Source organism: Vibrio casei (genome assembly GCF_002218025.2).
GTDB classification, from domain to species: domain Bacteria; phylum Pseudomonadota; class Gammaproteobacteria; order Enterobacterales; family Vibrionaceae; genus Vibrio; species Vibrio casei.
Window position 1 is genome coordinate 1,322,636 of record NZ_AP018680.1, and the last position, 17,752, is coordinate 1,340,387.

The following is a 17,752-nucleotide window of genomic DNA, read 5'->3' on the forward strand; positions in this document are numbered from 1 at the left end:
TGATAAATGTAAAGCTTAACGAGTGTTGGACATAAAAGGATCGTCTCAAGGAGTAGAGAGAAATGAGCCTATTGATAAAAATAGAAAAGGGATTTAATCGTTTTGGTGACTTGCTTGGTTGGGTAGCCAGCGTGTTGTTTATCTTATTAATGATCAATGTTGTTTATGACGTTGTTATGCGTTATGCCTTTAATGATGTATCTATTGGTATGCAAGAAATGGAATGGCATCTATTTTCTATCGTTTTTTTACTAGGTGTACCGTACGCTATACGAACCAGTGGTCATGTTCGAGTAGATGTTATTTATGAAAGTTTATCGGTTCGTAGTCGTGCCATCATTAATATTTTAGGTGTCTTGTTTTTCTTAATGCCATTTTGTTTATTAGTAGCATGGTATGGGATTTTTTTTGCTCAAGAATCCTATGAACTTGGTGAAATGTCAGGTGACCCAGGAGGGCTTCCTCATCGTTGGGTAATTAAATCCTTGATATCTATTTCTTTTTTCTTCATGGCGATCAGTGGTATTAGCCTACTTCTCAATTCGATTAATCGTTTGATGAATCCTTTGCACCCCGAGTTGGGCCAAGAAAATAAAGCGAACAATGGGCAAGGAGAGTTATCATGATTGGAATAGTGATGTTCATTGTTGCTTTATTTGCATTACTCATTGGCTTTCCAGTTGCATTTACTTTTGGTGGTATTGCTCTTATTTTTGGCCTATGGGCTGAAGGACCTGAGATGTTTGCCTTCATGCCTTATCGCATCCAATCAATTATGCAAAATACGGTATTAATGGCGGTACCGTTATTTGTATTCATGGGCTTAGTATTACAAAAAACCAAATTGGCGGAACAGTTATTAGAATCAATGGCACGCTTATTTGGAGGTATTCGAGGTGGTATTGCCATTTCTACGGTTTTAGTTGGGGTGTTACTTGCGGCTTCAACTGGCGTTGTAGGAGCATCTGTTGTCGCCATGGGGCTTATTTCTTTGCCCGTGATGATGAAGTATAACTACAATAAAGGACTGGCTTGTGGAACCATTTGCGCATCTGGTACTTTAGGCCAAATTATCCCACCTTCAATTGTTTTGATCCTACTGGGAGATGTGTTGGGTGTTCCGGTTGGAGATTTATTTCACGCGGCGATCTGGCCTGGGTTAGTTTTAGTTGTAGCCTATGTGATTTATATTTTGATTTACGCCAGAATAAACCCTGAAGAAGCACAATGCATGACACGTGAAGATAACATTTCACGTAAGGAAGAAGTTCGCAAAGCATTGTTTGCGGTGATTCCGCCTTTATTATTGATTATCGTCGTTTTAGGTTCTATTTTTGCCGGTATTGCAACGCCGACTGAATCGGCAGCACTTGGTGGCGCAGGTTCAATTGTGTTGGCTCTGTTATATCGACAATTTAGCTGGGAGATGTTGTATGAAAGTGCTCAGGAAACAGTAAAGGTCACCGCAATGGTTTTTGCTATTTTACTTGGTGCAACGGCCTTTTCGATGGCATTTGTTTATACGGGAGGGGATTACTTAGTTGAAGAATGGATGACCTCTTTACCGGGCGATAAATGGGGCTTCCTGATTGTTACTATGCTGGTTATCTTAGTATTGGGCTTTTTCATCGATTTTATTGAAATCTGTTTTATTATCGTGCCAATTCTAGTCCCTGTTGCGGAATTGATGGGTATTAATATGATGTGGTTTGGTATTTTAATTGCAATGAATCTGCAAACGTCATTCTTGACGCCCCCATTTGGTTTTAGCTTATTTTACCTGAAAGGAGTTGCGCCTAATGGTATTACTACTCGGGATATTTATAAGGGAGTGTTCCCATTTATTCTGATTCAAATAGCCGTATTAATTTCCTTGTTATTAGTACCTGAGTTTTATGGTATGTCTGCGTTTTAAACTTCCGGTTTTAAATGTGTATTACCATTTAAAAATGGATGCTAACGCCCAACCCTGTGAATTGTTTTGTGAGCAATCGCGGGGTTTCTTTTTGTTTATTCTCGATTCAATTTGGAAGTTGCTATTATCAACCATATATTTGGAATGAAATTAGGCAAATGGAATGCCATTAAAAGCAAAGTTATTTCTTCTTACGCTTATCCCCTTGCTATGCGTTACTGCCAGTATTAGCTGGATTTTTGTTCATCAAACCAAGTCATTGGGTCAGAAGGAAATTGAAACTTTCCGTGCTAAATTGCTGGAGTCACGCGAGCGCGCATTACAAGATAATCTTCAGTTAGCTATGGCTGCTATCAATCACGTTTATGCAAGGTCTAGTACTGACGATCAATCGGCTAAGCGACAAGTGAAACAAATTCTCACCAATTTACGTTATGGTCAAGATGGTTATTTCTTTGTTTACGATAAAAATGGGGTCAACTTAGTCCATCCGACTCAACCGGAATTGATTGGTACCAACCTGATTAACTTACAAGATAATAATGGTAACTTTTTAATCCAAGCCTTATTGTTTGAAGCTCAAACCGGTGGGGGCTTTCATCAATACTTATGGCAACAGCCCAGTACAGGAAAGATGGAAGAAAAGTTGAGTTATGCTGCTTGGTTGGAAAAATGGGAATGGATGTTAGGCACAGGTCTCTATATTGATGATATTGAAAAACAAGTTCAACAACTCACCACTACAATTAATAAAAATATAGAAACAACGTTTTTTTCAGTCGGTGCGTTACTCGGAGTAACGGTTGCCGTTATTATCGTTCTTACCTTAGCAATTAACTTTCATGAACATAAATTGGCCGATAAAAGTTTAAGAGAGTTAGTAAATCGAACCGTTTTGTTTCAAGAAGATGAGAAAAAGCATCTTGCCCGTGAGTTGCATGATGGCATTAATCAACTGTTGGTTTCGAGTAAATGTCATTTGGATATTCTGTCTCATACCGTGCAACAAAAAATGGGCGTTGATAGCAAAACGTTAACGTTAATCCATAAAGCGGAGGCTTCTCTTCAAACGGCGATATTGGAAGTTCGTAGAATTTCACATAATTTACGCCCGAGCGTGCTTGATGATTTAGGTTTAGAGGCCGCCCTTAATTCATTATTAGATGACTTTTCTGAGCATGCTCAACTTCCTATTTATAGAGATATTCAATTAGGCAAAGTCAGTATTGATAATGAAATTAGCACCACGCTTTATCGAGTGGTGCAAGAATCTTTGACGAATATCGAAAAGCACGCTTATGCCTCAAATGTAGATATTCGTTTGCAGCGATTAAAAGATACGATTCAATTAATTGTGCGTGATGATGGTGTCGGTTTTCAATCCAGTGATTTAATTAAAAAGAAAGGCATCGGGTTACGTAATATGCGTGAGCGTGTTGAGTTTATTGGTGGTGATTTTGATATGAATAGTGAACGCGGTATAGGGACTGAAATTACCGTTCTATTGGAGTTGAAAATTCAATCCGCAAAAATTTTACAGCATGGGTAAATCATTGCTATTGAATGGTATATAAATGAACAGCAGTGGAGGCTTGATCGTCGATGGACAATAAAATAAAAATTTTAGTGGTGGATGACCATCAGGTAGTATTAGATGGTTTTGTTGCTAGATTAGAATTAGAAAGTGATATTGATGTTGTGGATACCGCAAGTAATGGTATTGAAGCGATAGAATCTGTGCGAATAAGTAGGCCGGATGTGGTTTTAATGGATATTAGTATGCCTCATTGCTCAGGACTAGAAGCAACGGCTGAAATAAAAGCACAGTTCCCGAATGTGAAAGTACTTATTTTGACTATGCACGATAACCGAGAGTACATTATGAAAGTGATGCAGGCTGGAGCCGTAGGTTACATGTTAAAAGATATTTCTTCAGATAAGCTTATCCAAGCAATTAAAACAGTTTATCAAGGTTCAACGTATTTTTGTGAGTCAGTCACTCAAACATTATTCACACAGTCCGTACAAGCTATTACACAGAAAGTGAACCCATTAAGTCGCCGTGAAGACATGATATTAAAGATGGTGGCGCAAGGAGAGAGCAGTAAAAAAATAGCAAAATCACTTAATATTAGTTATCGAACAGTTGAAACTCATCGACAAAACATTAAGCACAAACTAGATTTATATACGACTGCTGGGCTAACAAAATACGCTGTTGAAAAAGGCATTTTATCGTCTTAATTTGTCAATGTTTAGTGATCAAAATAAAATTTACGTGTCATTGGTGAGTGAATAAATTGAAAGAAAAGGTTAGTTTTTTAAACCAATTGTGTGTTTTTTGGTCGATTAAGAGGTGGAAATCCACTTTTTAGTGGATATTTTTCATGTGAACGTTAGGATTTAGCCATATATATTATATGTGTTTAATCTTTTTTTTGTTTAGTGGGCGAAGTATTTTCGCGAAAGGTAAACATGTTTATGTCACAGATGGATGAGGTTTTATGACAAAAGGTATAGATAAATACAGTATAGACAGTACCGACTATACGATTGGGCAAGATAATGTCCAAAAGTGGGGATTTGATGTTCATAACGTTGTATTCGTCACAAGTGCAGGGCTAACAATTCTTTTTATTATTGCAGTACTTCTTTTAGACCCTTTAACAGCAAAAAGTGCTTTAGATGGAGTCAAGAACTCCATCATTAACAATTTTGACTCGTTATTCATTTTAGCGGGTAACTTTTTTGTGCTTTTTTGCTTGTTTATGGTGGTATCTCCATTCGGAAAAATTCGTTTAGGTGGTGAAGATGCCAAGGCTGAGCACTCCTATTTATCCTGGTTGGCAATGCTCTTTGCTGCTGGTATGGGGATTGGACTGATGTTTTGGAGCGTAGCAGAACCTGCGGCTTATTATACCGATTGGTTTGGTACTCCATTAAACGTTGCGGCGAATACACCAGAAGCAGCGCGTATGGCACTTGGTGCAACGATGTATCACTGGGGTCTACACCCTTGGGCGATCTACGCAGTTGTGGCGCTGTCTTTAGCATTCTTTACTTATAATAAAGGCTTACCACTTTCAATTCGCTCTGTTTTTTATCCTATTTTGGGTGATAGAACATGGGGTTGGGCTGGACATGTTATTGATATTCTTGCTGTATTAGCAACTTTATTTGGCTTGGCAACATCACTTGGCTTCGGTGCACAACAGGCGGCGAGTGGGATAGGCCATATATTTGGTATTGAATCCGGGGTTGGATTGCAAATTACGGTGATTGCCGTTGTGACCTTACTTGCGGGTATTTCTGTATATCGTGGTATTGATGGCGGTGTTAAGTTAGTCAGTAATATCAATATGATTGTTGCCTTTATTCTATTAGTGTTCGTGATAGTAGTCAGTTTTTCTATTGTCTCGGTTTCTATTCCAGAAACATTAATAAGTTATGCGGAGAATATCATTCCATTATCCAATCCATTTAACCGCCCAGATGAAGGTTGGATGCATGGTTGGACTGTGTTCTATTGGGCATGGTGGATGTCTTGGTCACCGTTTGTTGGTATGTTTATTGCTCGTGTATCTCGTGGACGTACTGTCCGTGAATTCATTATTGCAGTATTAATGATCCCAACGATTATTACCATCGTTTGGATGGGAACTTTTGGTGGTGTAGGTATCGATCAACTGATTAATGAAGTAGGAGCACTTGGACAACAAGGCTTTAATGATGCAACAATGGCTATGTTTCAAATGTTTGATGCTTTACCATTTAGTAAAATTATTTCTTTGATTGCAGTCTGTTTGGTCTTGGTCTTCTTTATTAGTTCTTCTGATTCCGGTTCATTAGTCATTGATAGTATTACCGCGGGTGGTAAAGTTGATGCGCCAGTTCCACAACGCATGTTCTGGGCTTTTATTGAAGGTGCGGTTGCTATTGCATTATTGTGGGTAGGTGGCTCAAATGCGATTGGTGCGCTTCAAGCTGCAGCCATTTCGACAGCGTTACCGTTTGTTTTTGTATTGATTATAATGTGTATTAGCTTAGTACTTGGTATGAGAACTGAACCAAGAGCATTGAAAAAATAGTCTTGAAAAAGATATTAAGTAAAAAAGGTTGGCTAAATGCCAACCTTTTTTGTTGCTAAAAACATCAAGTGTTTTTAGCACCATAAGTCTTTAATTGGTGTGTCAGGGCTATAGTGATGAAGTATTTGTGCTTGAAGCAATTCTGCGGTTGCAATTGCATCGACTAATGCATGGTGTGGTTGGTAAGGTGGTAGATTGTAACGAGCTCTACTAGTACCTAACCGAACTGACTCAGGCTTCTTACCTCGTAATCTATTCCACCAACCTTTTACCGCTTTATTTTGAATTCTAGATTCAATCGCAAGCGTATCAACCATGGGAAACAGAATGCCTTCATTTAATCTTTCTGTTAGGGCGCGATTAAAAAATTGACGTTCAATATATTGATAATGCACAACGACAATTTTACCGGCTAATGAGTCGAGTACTTCGTTTAATATCCGACGTAAATCTGGAGCATTAGATAAGTCACTGTGAGTAATCCCATGAATGACGATGGAATCTTCATTGAGTGGCTTTCTTGGTTTTACCAGCCAATGTTTACTGTGTTTGCAATAAATTCGCTTTAGCGTAAATGGAATCAATCCAATGCTGATAATGCCATCTTTGTCGACATCTAGTCCCGTAGTTTCAAAATCTAAAGCAACAAATTCAACATCAGACAAGGGCGTTTCTGGGTCAATCACCCCAATTTGATAGAATTGTTTTAATCGCTCATCTTCAACGGATTGGTATTGCTGTTCAAAATATTTTTGCCAATTAAGAGCAGGATCAAGTTGAACTAAAGATTGTCTATTTTTCATCTTTACACCTAATTAACGTTTACGACGGAGCGGGGTGGTTTTATTCGCTGGAGGCAGGGTGTTCTTAAATGAATTACCATGATAACGATACTTTATGAAGTTTTGAGCATTACTAAGAATTTGAAAAGCATCTTTTAAATTTCGGCGCTCAAAATCCGACATATTTTCAGGTTCGATATTGTTATCTGGTTCAATTTCACTTTCAACATCCAAAGCTTGGTGTCGAATACGAACCATAGAAATATACTCCATAGCATCTTGTAAATCTTCTGCTCGACCTTTTGGCAAAATCCCAGCCTCAATAATGTCATCTAAGCGCTCAAATGAGTTCTGTGAGCGCGATCCTACGGCTAAAGCATGCACTCGTATCAAATCGGCAAGTGGGGCAGTTCCACGACGTTTTAAATTGATTGAGTTGTTATGGCGACCATCTTTTTCCATCACGAATTCCTTAAAGAAACCCAATGGAGGGGTTCGACTAATGGCATTTCGGGCAAGACACGCGAGAAATTTATTATTTTTACGTGCACGACGAACAATGAAACCGTTTAAGCTTTCTGCCCATTTCACTCGGCCATATACACCGTCTAAGTCAAAGAAAATAGAGCTATTAAGCAGAGCTTTAGGGTTTGGGTTGTCAATCCAATCGGCAAAGCACTCCTCCCATTCTTTGCGAGTCATACGCCACATCGGATTGGTTGCCATGATATCGCCAGTACACAAAAGATAGCCACAGCGAGATAAGCCTTGGCAAACGAATTCTGATAACTTGGCAAAATATTCGCCATGTAAATTTTCGTCATAGCTATTGTCTAAAATAATGGCATTGTCTTGATCCGTTACAATCAACTGTTCATCACGGGCCATCGATCCTAAAGCGAGAAAACAATAGGGAATAGGCGGTTCGCCAAGTAGTTCTTCTGCGAGCTCAATAATGCGTTGCTTAAAGCTCCGCCCAATAACAGCCATAGCACTTCCCACCATGTGGGAGTTAGCATCTTCATGAACTAAGCGAACAAAGCAATCCTTTACTTGCTCAGAAATGATGACAAGGTCGTCAATGGATTGTTGATGAAAGATTTGATTCACTAACAATAAACTATTTTGTGATTCGTAGCGGATGATATCTGCGACTTCAATAACACCTATGGGTTGTTTATTTTTTAATATCGGTAAGTGGTGGACGTTACATCGTAACATTGCAAGCATGGCTTCGTAGATATAAGCGTTATGATCCAGAGAAATAAGTTCATGAGACATGACTTCACTGACAGAACTACTCGGATCGAGACCTTCGGCCAAAACGCGGGTACATAAATCACGATCAGTGATGATTCCTATCACTTGACTGTCATTTTCCTCATCAATGCTTATTGTTTCATCAACAACCAATAATGCTGAAATATTTTCATCTGCCATTAATTTTGCAGCACTTTGAATAGTTTGGGTTTTATCCAACATAAAGGCTTCGCGAGTAATTAGGGTTTTAACTTTTGATGTTGTTAAATCATTCGCGTTTTTATTATCCGAAATAGCTTGGCGAAGTCGGGTATTGTTTTCCACTTCGACAAAGTCTGCAAAGGTATCTTCACTTTCATAAAGTTCATTAAAAACGTCAGAAGGTATGCAGTAAATTAATGAATCCATGGTTGCCGTGGCGGGTAGGCGAACTTTACCATTCATCAGTAATCCCATTTGCCCGAAGATATCACCTTCATCTAAACGGTTATAAAGCTCCCCCTTACGACGATAAATTTCAACGACGCCAGATCTCACCATGTATAAATCTGTAATGTGATCACCAAATTTAATAATGGGAGTATTCTCACGGTAATAAGCAATTTCCGTGTTATTTGCAACATAGGCTAACTTATCTTCTGGCAGGGCATCAAAAGGGGGGTATTGAGAGAGGAAATTTTGTATTTCTTGTAATTCAGCTTCCATGGGATTGCTACTACTTTTTTAAGGATTTGGTGTAACTATAGGCAATCAAGAAACGGAACTAAAGCATTAATCTTTAAAAGTATTGTAATTGATAAAGTATCGGTCACTTGTGAAGTAGAAGAAGCGATGAGATCTTAATGTGGGGGGGGAGCTTCCCCCCAACCTTAAATAAAGTGGGATTTTTACCCACGACGCCAAGCGTGGTATTTTTTTAACCAATTTAGAATCGTATGAGGAGCATGATTACGCTTCCACTCACCGGCTGCATATTTATTTCCTTCAGCCCAAGTTGGGTAAGCGTGAATAGTACCAAGAATTTTGTTTAGACCTAAATTATGCTTCATGGCAAGAACAAACTCGGCAATTAAATCTCCCGCTTGTTGGCCAACAATTGTCACGCCAAGAATAGTGTCTTTTCCTTTAGGGGTAATGACTTTAATGAAGCCTTTGGTATTGCTTTCTGTAATGGCACGATCCAGTTCTTCAAATTCAAAACGCGTAACTTCATAATCAATATCTTGTTGTTTGGCTTCGGTTTCATTTAAACCAACCCGTGCAATTTCAGGGTCAATGAAGGTTGTCCATGGGATCACCCGGTAATCGACTTTAAACTTTTTAAAAGTCCCAAATAGAGCATTGACGGCAGCAAACCAGGCTTGATGCGCAGCAACGTGAGTAAATTGATATGGCCCGACTATATCGCCTGCGGCGAAGATATTTGGGTAAAGTGTTTCTAAATAATCGTTCGTTTGTACGGTACGGTTGGTTTCAATACCGAGCGTTTCTAATCCGTAGCCTTCTAAGCGAGCAGAACGACCGACGGCACAAAGCAGTTGATCGAATTCGATTTCAATTTCTTGATTATCATGTTCAACAATAATGACTTTCTTTTTATCTTTTAATTCACACCGTAATGCTTTGTGGCTTGTTAGGATCTCAACACCATTTTCGGTTAATTCTTTGTGCGCTAATTCAGATACGTCTTGGTCCTCACGTAGCATAATGCGCTCGGCCATTTCAATTTGAATGACGTTTGAACCAAGACGTGCAAAACTTTGTGATAATTCACAACCAATAGGACCTCCACCAAGTACAACAAGACGTTTAGGTGGTGTATCTAGCTGAGCAAAGGCTTCCCATAGCGTGTCACTAGTGACATAGCCGACTTTTTTCAAACCAGGCAACGGTGGAACAAACGGACGAGCACCGGTTGCGATAATAATACTGCGAGTAGTTAAACGTTCAGTGGCACCATCTTGTGTTTTGATTTCAACCGTCCACGGATCAATAATTGTGGCGTAACCGGTTTTGACTTCTACGCCTAATCCTGTGTAACGCTCAATACTGTCATGAGGCTCTACTTGGGCCACGACACCATGCACGCGTTGCATCACTTTTTTAAAAGAGAATGTTGGGTTATGGTTATCTAATCCATAATGCTCAGCATGACGAAACTGCTCCGCTATTTTAGCGCTTTTGATGATAGCTTTACTTGGTACACAACCATAATTTAGGCAGTCCCCACCCATTTTATGGGTTTCGATTAATGTGACTTTTGCTCGAACGGTTGCTGCTATATAGCTACTTACTAAACCTGCCGCGCCACCACCAATAACGACCATGTTGCGATCAAACTGCTTTGGCTTTGTCCATTTGGCATAGACTCGACGTTTGTTGATTGAAAAAATAATGGATTTTGCAATAAGAGGAAAAAAGCCTAATAACGCAAAAGAAAGAAGTAAATTGAACGATAAAATACCTTTTAAACTGTCCAGCTGTGCTAACTGAGTACCAGCATTAACATAGACAATAGTACCGGCGAACATTCCAATTTGACTTACTATATAAAAAGTTAGTGTTTTTATCTTGGTGAGGCCCATTAATAAATTAATGAGGAAGAAGGGAAAAATAGGAACTAGGCGAAGTGTGAATAAATAAAAAGCACCATCTCTTTCTATCCCTTCATTGATTGGCTTTAAGCGTTTGGAGAACTTTTTTTCTATTGATTCTCGAAGTAAATAACGCGACACAAGAAAAGCCAAAGTCGCACCAATCGTGGATGCAAAAGAAACGATGATTAAACCTGTAACTAGGCCAAATAATCCACCTGCGGCGAGAGTCAGTATTGCCGCGCCTGGTAAAGAGAGGGCTGTTACTAAAATATAAATAAGAAAAAAGCCCACCGCAACCAAGGCAGGGGAATTCTGTTGCCAGTTGCGAAACTCATCCATACGAGCTTTTAACCCATCTAAGGTTAAAACTTGATGCAAATTAAAGGCGAAAAATAACCCAATAAGTAAAATGGCAGTTGTAAGTATTATCGCTTTTTTTAGCATAGGTAATCCAATAAGGTGTCGTTAAATCAGAAAAAAGTGGATGGTTTAATAGATTAGAAAGATATTTAAGTATAAAACTTTCACACGATTTCGAATTTTTTTCTGCATTGTTGATTAATAATAATATAGTTTCAGACATTTCTTACGCTGAAGTGGTTGGTAGTGTGATGAGGGGTCAGCCGTATATTATAGTTAGAACAATATGGAACCTAATACTGGTATAAAAATAGATAGGGTTATAGACCAGCAAGCATTGGGCTTTGTGAAGGGTTCGACGAGATCTCTAACTTTCCCAGAGAACGCCAAAATACTTTTTAGACAAGTACCTTGACGTCACTTGGGCATAGATATAAATGCTGAGGGTGCTTATAAAACTGCTGCAATACCTTTACATAATGGGCCCATATTGTTTTTGGTCATACCTGCAACGCTGATACGGCCCGAGCCTACGATGTAGATGGCAAACTCATCTTTTAGACGAGCAACCTGATCTTTGTTCAAACCAGAAAACGAGAACATTCCGTTTTGAGCTTCAATGAAGCTGAAGTCTTGAGTCACCCCTTCATCTTTTAATGTTTGTACGAATAGGGTACGCATTTCTTGAATACGATCGCGCATTTCTGCTACTTCTTGTTCCCATTCTGCGCGAAGTGCTTCATTGTTTAGAATGTGGGTGACGACAGCTGCACCGTGTGCTGGTGGATTAGAGTAGATTGAACGAATGATTTTCTTCACTTGCGAAAAAGCGGTTGTCGCTGTTTCATGTGTAGCAGCAACTAATGTAAATGCACCTACACGTTCATTATACAAACCAAAATTTTTAGAGAAAGAGCTTGCTACAAGGATCTCATCACAATATTTGGCGAAAATACGAAGGCCAGATGCATCTTCTTCAACACTCTTTGCAAAGCCTTGATAAGCAAAGTCAAACATTGGAAGCAATCCTCTATCTGCGCAAAGCTCAGCAAGTTGTTCCCATTCAGCCGCCGTAGGATCGATACCTGTTGGGTTATGGCAACAGCCGTGAAGCAGAACCACATCACCAGTTTGTGCTTCTTGAAGGCTAGTTAGCATTGCATCGAAATCTTTGTCGTGCGTTTCTGCGTTGTAATAGTTGTATTGGGCGGTTGCAATTCCTGCAGCTTCGAAAACACTAAAATGGTTTGCCCATGTTGGGTTACTTATCCAAATTTTCGATGTATTTAATTCACGCTTGATGAATTCACCTGCTACACGAAGAGCACCAGTACCACCAGGTGCTTGAGCTGTTTTTGCTAGTTTCTCTGTTACTATTTTTGAATCTGCACCAAACAGCAGTTTTTGTACCGCTAGACCATATTCAACCGTCCCTTCAATGGTAAGGTAAGATTTGGTTTTTTCAGATTCCAGTAACATAGCTTCAGCTTTTTTCACTGTTGCAAGAACAGGAGTTTGGCTTTCTTCGTTTTTGTAGATACCTACACCTAAATTGATCTTGTTATCACGAGGATCATTTTTAAATTCTTCTGTTAAGCCCAGAATTGGGTCGGCAGGCGCAGCAGGTACTTTTTCAAACATAATTCCATCCATGTAAATGAGTAAATAATTCGATTATTTATACCGTCATCGGCTTACGGTTACAACCGTAAATCGGTACTTGATGGTGGATTAACGTAAAATATTTTTGTTGTTATGAGTCATGATTCTAGAAAATGAACTAAACCAAAGATTTTCATCAATATGGATATTTTCTCGTCAGGCAATTTCTGTATGTAAAGTGGAGTTGATGAGCATCAGAAAATCTTAGTTAAAAACGTCTTATACTGTGAAATTCGATAAAAGAGGAGAGAAAATGTTCACAAAACTACCAAGATGGGTTGAGTATGGCGCATTTACTTTATCGTTAATTGCGGGACTCATTAATGCTGTTGGTTTATTGGGGTTTGAACATAAAGCCATTTCTCATTTATCAGGTTCAGTGACTCTTTTAGGCGTCTCATTGCCCAGCAACATACCAATGGCATTGAATCTAATGATGATTATTATTAGTTTCATTATTGGCTCGTCAATCTCAGGGCTGCTTATTTCTGGGGAATCGTTAAAGCTTGGTCGATATTATGATGTTCTTTTGTTTATTGAATCGGGTTTATTGCTGGTGTCTGCATTGTTATTAAATCAATATATGACGGTTGGTCTATGCTTTGCCTCTATGGCGTGCGGTTTGCAAAATGCGTTTGCAACGACTTACAGCGGTGCAGTAATACGAACAACACATTTAACGGGGATTTTTACTGACCTTGGCATCATGTTTGGTCGAGTAATCAAAGGAGAGCCATTAGATAAGAGAAAGTGTGTTATGTATATTGTGATTATTTTAGGGTTCTTATCTGGTGGTATTTTAGGCAATGTCTTGTTTGCTTTCTATGGCGTTTTTACACTTTTATTTCCTGGGTTAGCTTGTTTTATTTTGGGGTGTTTATATCGTATTTACCGTCAACTAAGTAAAAATTAAGTGTTTGTTGTTTGTGTTAACAGTTTGAGGGCTAAATCATCATAACGTCATGACACTTTATTAACTTGTGTTTATCCTACTTAGTAGAATAAACCAAGGATTAGGATTATGAAGTCACAAGCAAAGTCGTATTTAAATCATTACCTCTTTTCTCTCAATGAAAGTTTCCGTCGCCGCTACACATCTTTTCATGCTGATTATTTTTGTGCGACGGAAAAAGATGCAAATATTTGTGCTGATTTAGTGGTAAAAGGAGATAAAACCGCAACATGTAGTTTAAAGCATTGGTACGAAGTCGCAGACGAACCAACGCCAGCTATTGGCCACTTACAAGTTGTTCTGAACTGGCAAGATGAACCTCAATGTATTATTGAGACTACAGAGGTGTTTGAAATACCATTTCATGCGGTGACTCCTGAGTTTGCCTTTCAAGAAGGTGAAGGTGATAAAAGCCTTGAATACTGGAAAGCTAGCCATATCGAGTTTTTTCAAAAAGAGTGTCAACAGGAAGACATTGTGTTTGATGAAAGCATGATATTGGTATGTGAACGATTCAAAAAAGTTTATCCATAAGGCATTGTAATGAATAAAATCGTGATTGTGACAGGTGGTAGCCGAGGCATTGGAGCGGCAACATCTAAAAAGCTGGGTGCTCTGGGGTATAATGTTTGTGTGAATTATTTAAATAATGTCAGCGCGGCTAATAAGGTGGTGAAAGACATTATTGAACAAGGCGGTAAAGCCTTTGCATATCAAGCCGATGTGTCGAAAGAGCGGGAAGTTATTGCATTGTTTGACTCAGTAGAACAGCGGTTTGGTTCGGTGACACACTTGGTTAACAACGCAGGCATATTATTTAAGCAATCGTCGTTGATGAATATGGATCTAGAACGATTCAATAAGGTGATTCAAGCTAATGTCATTAGTTGTTTTTTATGTTCTCGTGAGTATATCCAACGAATTTTAGCCTTAGATGGCAGTTTAATTAATGGTGCGATTGTCAATGTATCTTCTGCGGCCTCCCGAAGTGGTGCCCCCTTTGAATATATTGATTATGCGGCGTCAAAAGGGGCGATGGATAGCCTAACAAAAGGTTTATCTCTAGAGCTTGCTGGGCAAGGCATTCGAGTGAATGCGGTACGACCGGGATTTATTCATACTGACATGCATACTGATGGTGGTGAGCCGGATAGAGTTGATCGTTTATCGTCACAAATTCCATTGCAAAGAGGTGGGACAGCAGAAGAAGTGGCTAATGCGATAGTATGGTTACTTTCAGAGGACGCTTCCTATGTCACTGGATCTTTCATTGATATTGCTGGTGGGAAATAGGATCATGTTAACTCAAAATATGTTTGGTTTATCGTATAGGAGAGTGGATGTCTAAAGTGATATTGAAAGGGCATATTCTTGTTTCAGATGAAGATCTTGCCGCCGTAAAAAATGAGTTGGTAAACCATAAACGTTTAACGAAAGCGGAACCAGGTTGCCTCACTTTTGAAGTAAGCCAATGTAAAATAATCCCAAATAAATTTAATGTCTATGAAGAATTTGCAGATAAAAACTCATTTGAATCTCATCAAATAAGAGTTAAAGCTTCCTCTTGGGGAAAAATTACAACCCATGTGAAACGTTATTATGAAATAATTCTACCGCCGATTTAAACGCTTCAATATTCAGGTTTCATTCTCTCAAATAATATTTAATAACGAGAACATCATGTCAATTTCTTCTACAACCTCAAAGTCAGCTATGAGCAATAAAAACAAAACTATGTTGTTAGTGATTGGCGTACTGTTGGTTGCGGCAAACTTGCGAGCGCCCGTTACGGGTATTGCACCTATGATTGATTTGATTTCTCAATCTTTCCAATTATCAGCTACTCAAGCTGGGATGCTAACAACATTACCGCTTATTGCGTTTGCTTTGTTTGCACCGCCGTCATCTTACTTAGCGAAAAAACTGGGTTTAGAGTATGCCATTTTTGTCGCACTTATTTTTATTGCTTCCGGGCTACTCTTTCGTTCTTTAGGGAGTGTCAGTACCTTATTTATTGGTACGGCATTAATAGGTATAGGAGTAAGCATAGGTAATGTTTTACTGCCAATTGTGGTTAAACGTGATTTTCCAATGAAAGTGGCAATGTTAACATCTAGTTATGTACTTGCTATGGGGATTGCATCAGGGGCGGCGTCGGCATTTTCTATCCCATTAGCTAATGATTATCAATTAGGTTGGCAAGGTGCATTGGCCGCACTCTGTGTTTTAACCGTTATCGCCATGATTTTTTGGACGCCACAATTACGCCACAACAGTAAACCGACGGCCATTAGTCATACGGGCGTTAAGTCTACCAATTTATGGGATAAAGCATTAGCGTGGCAGGTATCGCTGTACCTTGGCTTAGGTTCGTATTTCACCTATACGATTATTGCGTGGTTACCGAGTATCTTGGCACAAACTGGGTTTAGTTCCGAAGAAGCCGGGATCGTACACGGGGTCTTTCAGATAGGAACTGCTCTACCGGGTATTTTCATTATTCCACTTATGGCTAAATTACATGATCAACGGTTGCCTGCATTTAGTATTTGTTTTATCGCCGGAGTGTGTTCTATTGGTTTATTATATTTACCGCAATTTTCATATATTTGGTCTTTCTTGTTAGGGCTATGCTCCGGTGCTTGGTTTATCCTTGGCTTGTCTTTTATCAGTTTAAGAACCAGCAGCCCATTGCAGGCAACAACGCTTTCTGGAATGGCACAATTTATTGGTTATTCATTAGCGGCAATTGGTCCTATGCTTGCGGGGTATTTACATGGGCTACAAAACGGATGGCATGAGGTTATTTTGATGATCGTTATTTTTTGTGTGTGCTCTGGAATAATAGGATTATTGGCTGGGCGTAATACCGTTATTCGATAAATAGGTTTTCAGTCTTGTTCTTGTTTAGCATCAAGAAGTCAGCTATTTAGATTGAAAGGCCTCACAGTTCTTGAGCGAGAGGACGGTATTGTCTACAATGATGTACTTTTTATTTATTTCAGGCCTTAAGCATGAGCGATACTCACTCAAAACCTACTTTACCCGATCGTCTTTCTGGAAATTCTCGCAGCCCTCATTTCGTAGCGGAATGCTTTGATCATCAAGTAGGAATTCGTTTTAACGGTAAAGAACGTACTGATGTTGAAGAATATTGTATTAGTGAAGGATGGGTTAAGATTGCTTCTCCTAAAGCGAAAGATCGCTTTGGTCAACCTATGCTAGTCACCTTGAAAGGAACGGTTGAAGCCTTCTATATCTAATGTAGAACAAGGTTAAAAAAACCGTTGATTGCATCGAAATAACCCCCAGTTGGATGACCAATATGGGGGTATTTATTTTAAGGTATGATTAATGAAGAGTGGCGAAATTAATGGTGAAGAATCTGACTCAAAAAGTTAATAGTTCGGTCTGATTGAGGATTTTCAAAGAACTCTTTTGGATTGTTTTCTTCAATGATTTCTCCTGCATCCATAAAAATCACCCGATCAGCGACTTCTTTTGCAAAACCCATTTCGTGAGTAACACAAAGCATGGTCATGCCTTCGCCAGCTAATTCAACCATTACGTCCAGCACTTCACGCACCATTTCAGGGTCGAGAGCTGATGTTGGCTCGTCAAATAACATAACTTGTGGGTTCATACATAAAGAACGTGCTATCGCTACACGTTGTTGCTGACCACCAGAAAGCTGACCTGGAAATTTGTCTGCTTGATCGGGGATCTTTACGCGCTCTAAGTATTTCATCGCCACTTTTTCGGCTTCATTTTTAGGCATTTTCTTTACCCAAATAGGGGCAAGAGTACAGTTTTCTAATACCGTTAAATGTGGGAATAAATTGAAGTGTTGAAAACACATCCCCACTTGCTTACGGATGATCTCAATATTTTTCAAGTCTTCAGTAAGTTCTGTACCAGCAACATCAATTCGACCTTGTTGATGCTCTTCAAGGTGGTTGATGCAACGAATCATGGTGGACTTACCTGACCCCGAAGGGCCACAAATAACAATTTTTTCTCCTTTTTTCACTTTAAGGTTAATATTTTTTAGAACGTGGAACTCTCCGTACCACTTGTTCATGTCTTGAATTTCAATCATATAATCTTGTTGCTGAGTCATAATACGTCCTTGAGCT

The 17,752-nt window shown here is 39.1% G+C and carries 16 protein-coding genes; 11 read left to right on the plus strand and 5 right to left on the minus strand.

Annotated features, from left to right (window positions below; genetic code table 11):
- The first annotated feature begins 62 nt into the window (after positions 1-62).
- The 5 genes from VCASEI_RS06365 (at position 63) to VCASEI_RS06385 (ending at position 6,003) form a co-directional block, all read left to right on the plus strand.
- On the plus strand, positions 63-626 hold the full coding sequence (locus tag VCASEI_RS06365) for a TRAP transporter small permease subunit (protein ID WP_086958288.1): 564 nt from the start codon (positions 63-65) through the stop codon (positions 624-626).
- Complete coding sequence (locus VCASEI_RS06370) at positions 623-1,915, plus strand: TRAP transporter large permease (protein WP_086958290.1); 1,293 nt, start codon at positions 623-625, stop codon at positions 1,913-1,915. The genes VCASEI_RS06365 and VCASEI_RS06370 overlap by 4 nt, the downstream gene beginning before the upstream one ends.
- Positions 1,916-2,078: 163 nt before the next feature.
- Positions 2,079-3,464, plus strand: coding sequence for a cache domain-containing protein (locus VCASEI_RS06375; RefSeq protein WP_086958292.1), 1,386 nt, complete (start codon positions 2,079-2,081; stop codon positions 3,462-3,464).
- A 53-nt stretch (positions 3,465-3,517) separates the two neighbouring features.
- Positions 3,518-4,159, plus strand: a complete 642-nt coding sequence (locus VCASEI_RS06380; protein WP_086958294.1) for a response regulator transcription factor — start codon at positions 3,518-3,520, stop codon at positions 4,157-4,159.
- A 260-nt stretch (positions 4,160-4,419) separates the two neighbouring features.
- Positions 4,420-6,003 carry a BCCT family transporter gene (locus VCASEI_RS06385; protein WP_086958296.1) on the plus strand — a complete coding sequence of 528 codons (1,584 nt, stop codon included), beginning with the start codon at positions 4,420-4,422 and terminating at the stop codon, positions 6,001-6,003.
- Positions 6,004-6,077: 74 nt separating this feature from the next.
- On the opposite strand, the gene VCASEI_RS06390 is transcribed toward VCASEI_RS06385, so the two are convergent.
- From VCASEI_RS06390 to VCASEI_RS06405, 4 genes are all read right to left on the minus strand, one after another.
- The gene (locus VCASEI_RS06390) at positions 6,078-6,806 is read right to left on the minus strand and encodes a 3'-5' exonuclease (RefSeq protein ID WP_086958298.1); all 729 of its coding nucleotides are present in this window, start codon (positions 6,804-6,806) and stop codon (positions 6,078-6,080) included.
- A gap of 12 nt (positions 6,807-6,818) precedes the next feature.
- Complete coding sequence (locus VCASEI_RS06395; RefSeq protein WP_086958300.1) at positions 6,819-8,750, minus strand: putative nucleotidyltransferase substrate binding domain-containing protein; 1,932 nt, start codon at positions 8,748-8,750, stop codon at positions 6,819-6,821.
- A gap of 182 nt (positions 8,751-8,932) precedes the next feature.
- Entirely contained in the window at positions 8,933-11,086 is a 2,154-nt protein-coding gene (locus tag VCASEI_RS06400; protein WP_086958302.1) for an FAD-dependent oxidoreductase, read from the minus strand.
- Between the two features lie 366 nt (positions 11,087-11,452).
- Positions 11,453-12,643 carry an amino acid aminotransferase gene (locus VCASEI_RS06405; protein ID WP_086958304.1) on the minus strand — a complete coding sequence of 397 codons (1,191 nt, stop codon included), beginning with the start codon at positions 12,641-12,643 and terminating at the stop codon, positions 11,453-11,455.
- Positions 12,644-12,917: 274 nt separating this feature from the next.
- On the opposite strand from VCASEI_RS06405, the gene VCASEI_RS06410 reads away from it, so the two are divergent.
- The 6 genes from VCASEI_RS06410 to VCASEI_RS06435 all read left to right on the plus strand — a co-directional run bounded on the left by VCASEI_RS06410 (position 12,918) and on the right by VCASEI_RS06435 (position 16,879).
- Positions 12,918-13,577 carry a YoaK family protein gene (locus tag VCASEI_RS06410; RefSeq protein WP_086958306.1) on the plus strand — a complete coding sequence of 220 codons (660 nt, stop codon included), beginning with the start codon at positions 12,918-12,920 and terminating at the stop codon, positions 13,575-13,577.
- Positions 13,578-13,685: 108 nt separating this feature from the next.
- Positions 13,686-14,150, plus strand: a complete 465-nt coding sequence (locus VCASEI_RS06415; protein ID WP_086958308.1) for an ASCH domain-containing protein — start codon at positions 13,686-13,688, stop codon at positions 14,148-14,150.
- 9 nt (positions 14,151-14,159) lie between these two features.
- On the plus strand, positions 14,160-14,909 hold the full coding sequence (locus VCASEI_RS06420) for an SDR family oxidoreductase (RefSeq protein WP_086958310.1): 750 nt from the start codon (positions 14,160-14,162) through the stop codon (positions 14,907-14,909).
- 47 nt (positions 14,910-14,956) lie between these two features.
- A complete protein-coding gene (locus tag VCASEI_RS06425; protein WP_086958312.1) occupies positions 14,957-15,241 on the plus strand; it encodes a putative quinol monooxygenase in 285 nt (94 codons plus the stop codon).
- Between the two features lie 55 nt (positions 15,242-15,296).
- A complete protein-coding gene (locus VCASEI_RS06430; protein WP_086958314.1) occupies positions 15,297-16,499 on the plus strand; it encodes an MFS transporter in 1,203 nt (400 codons plus the stop codon).
- A gap of 131 nt (positions 16,500-16,630) precedes the next feature.
- A complete protein-coding gene (locus VCASEI_RS06435) occupies positions 16,631-16,879 on the plus strand; it encodes a DUF3297 family protein (RefSeq protein ID WP_086958316.1) in 249 nt (82 codons plus the stop codon).
- 107 nt (positions 16,880-16,986) lie between these two features.
- Here VCASEI_RS06435 and VCASEI_RS06440 read toward each other — a convergent pair whose 3' ends face one another.
- A complete protein-coding gene (locus tag VCASEI_RS06440; protein WP_086958318.1) occupies positions 16,987-17,736 on the minus strand; it encodes an amino acid ABC transporter ATP-binding protein in 750 nt (249 codons plus the stop codon).
- Positions 17,737-17,752: the final 16 nt, after the last annotated feature.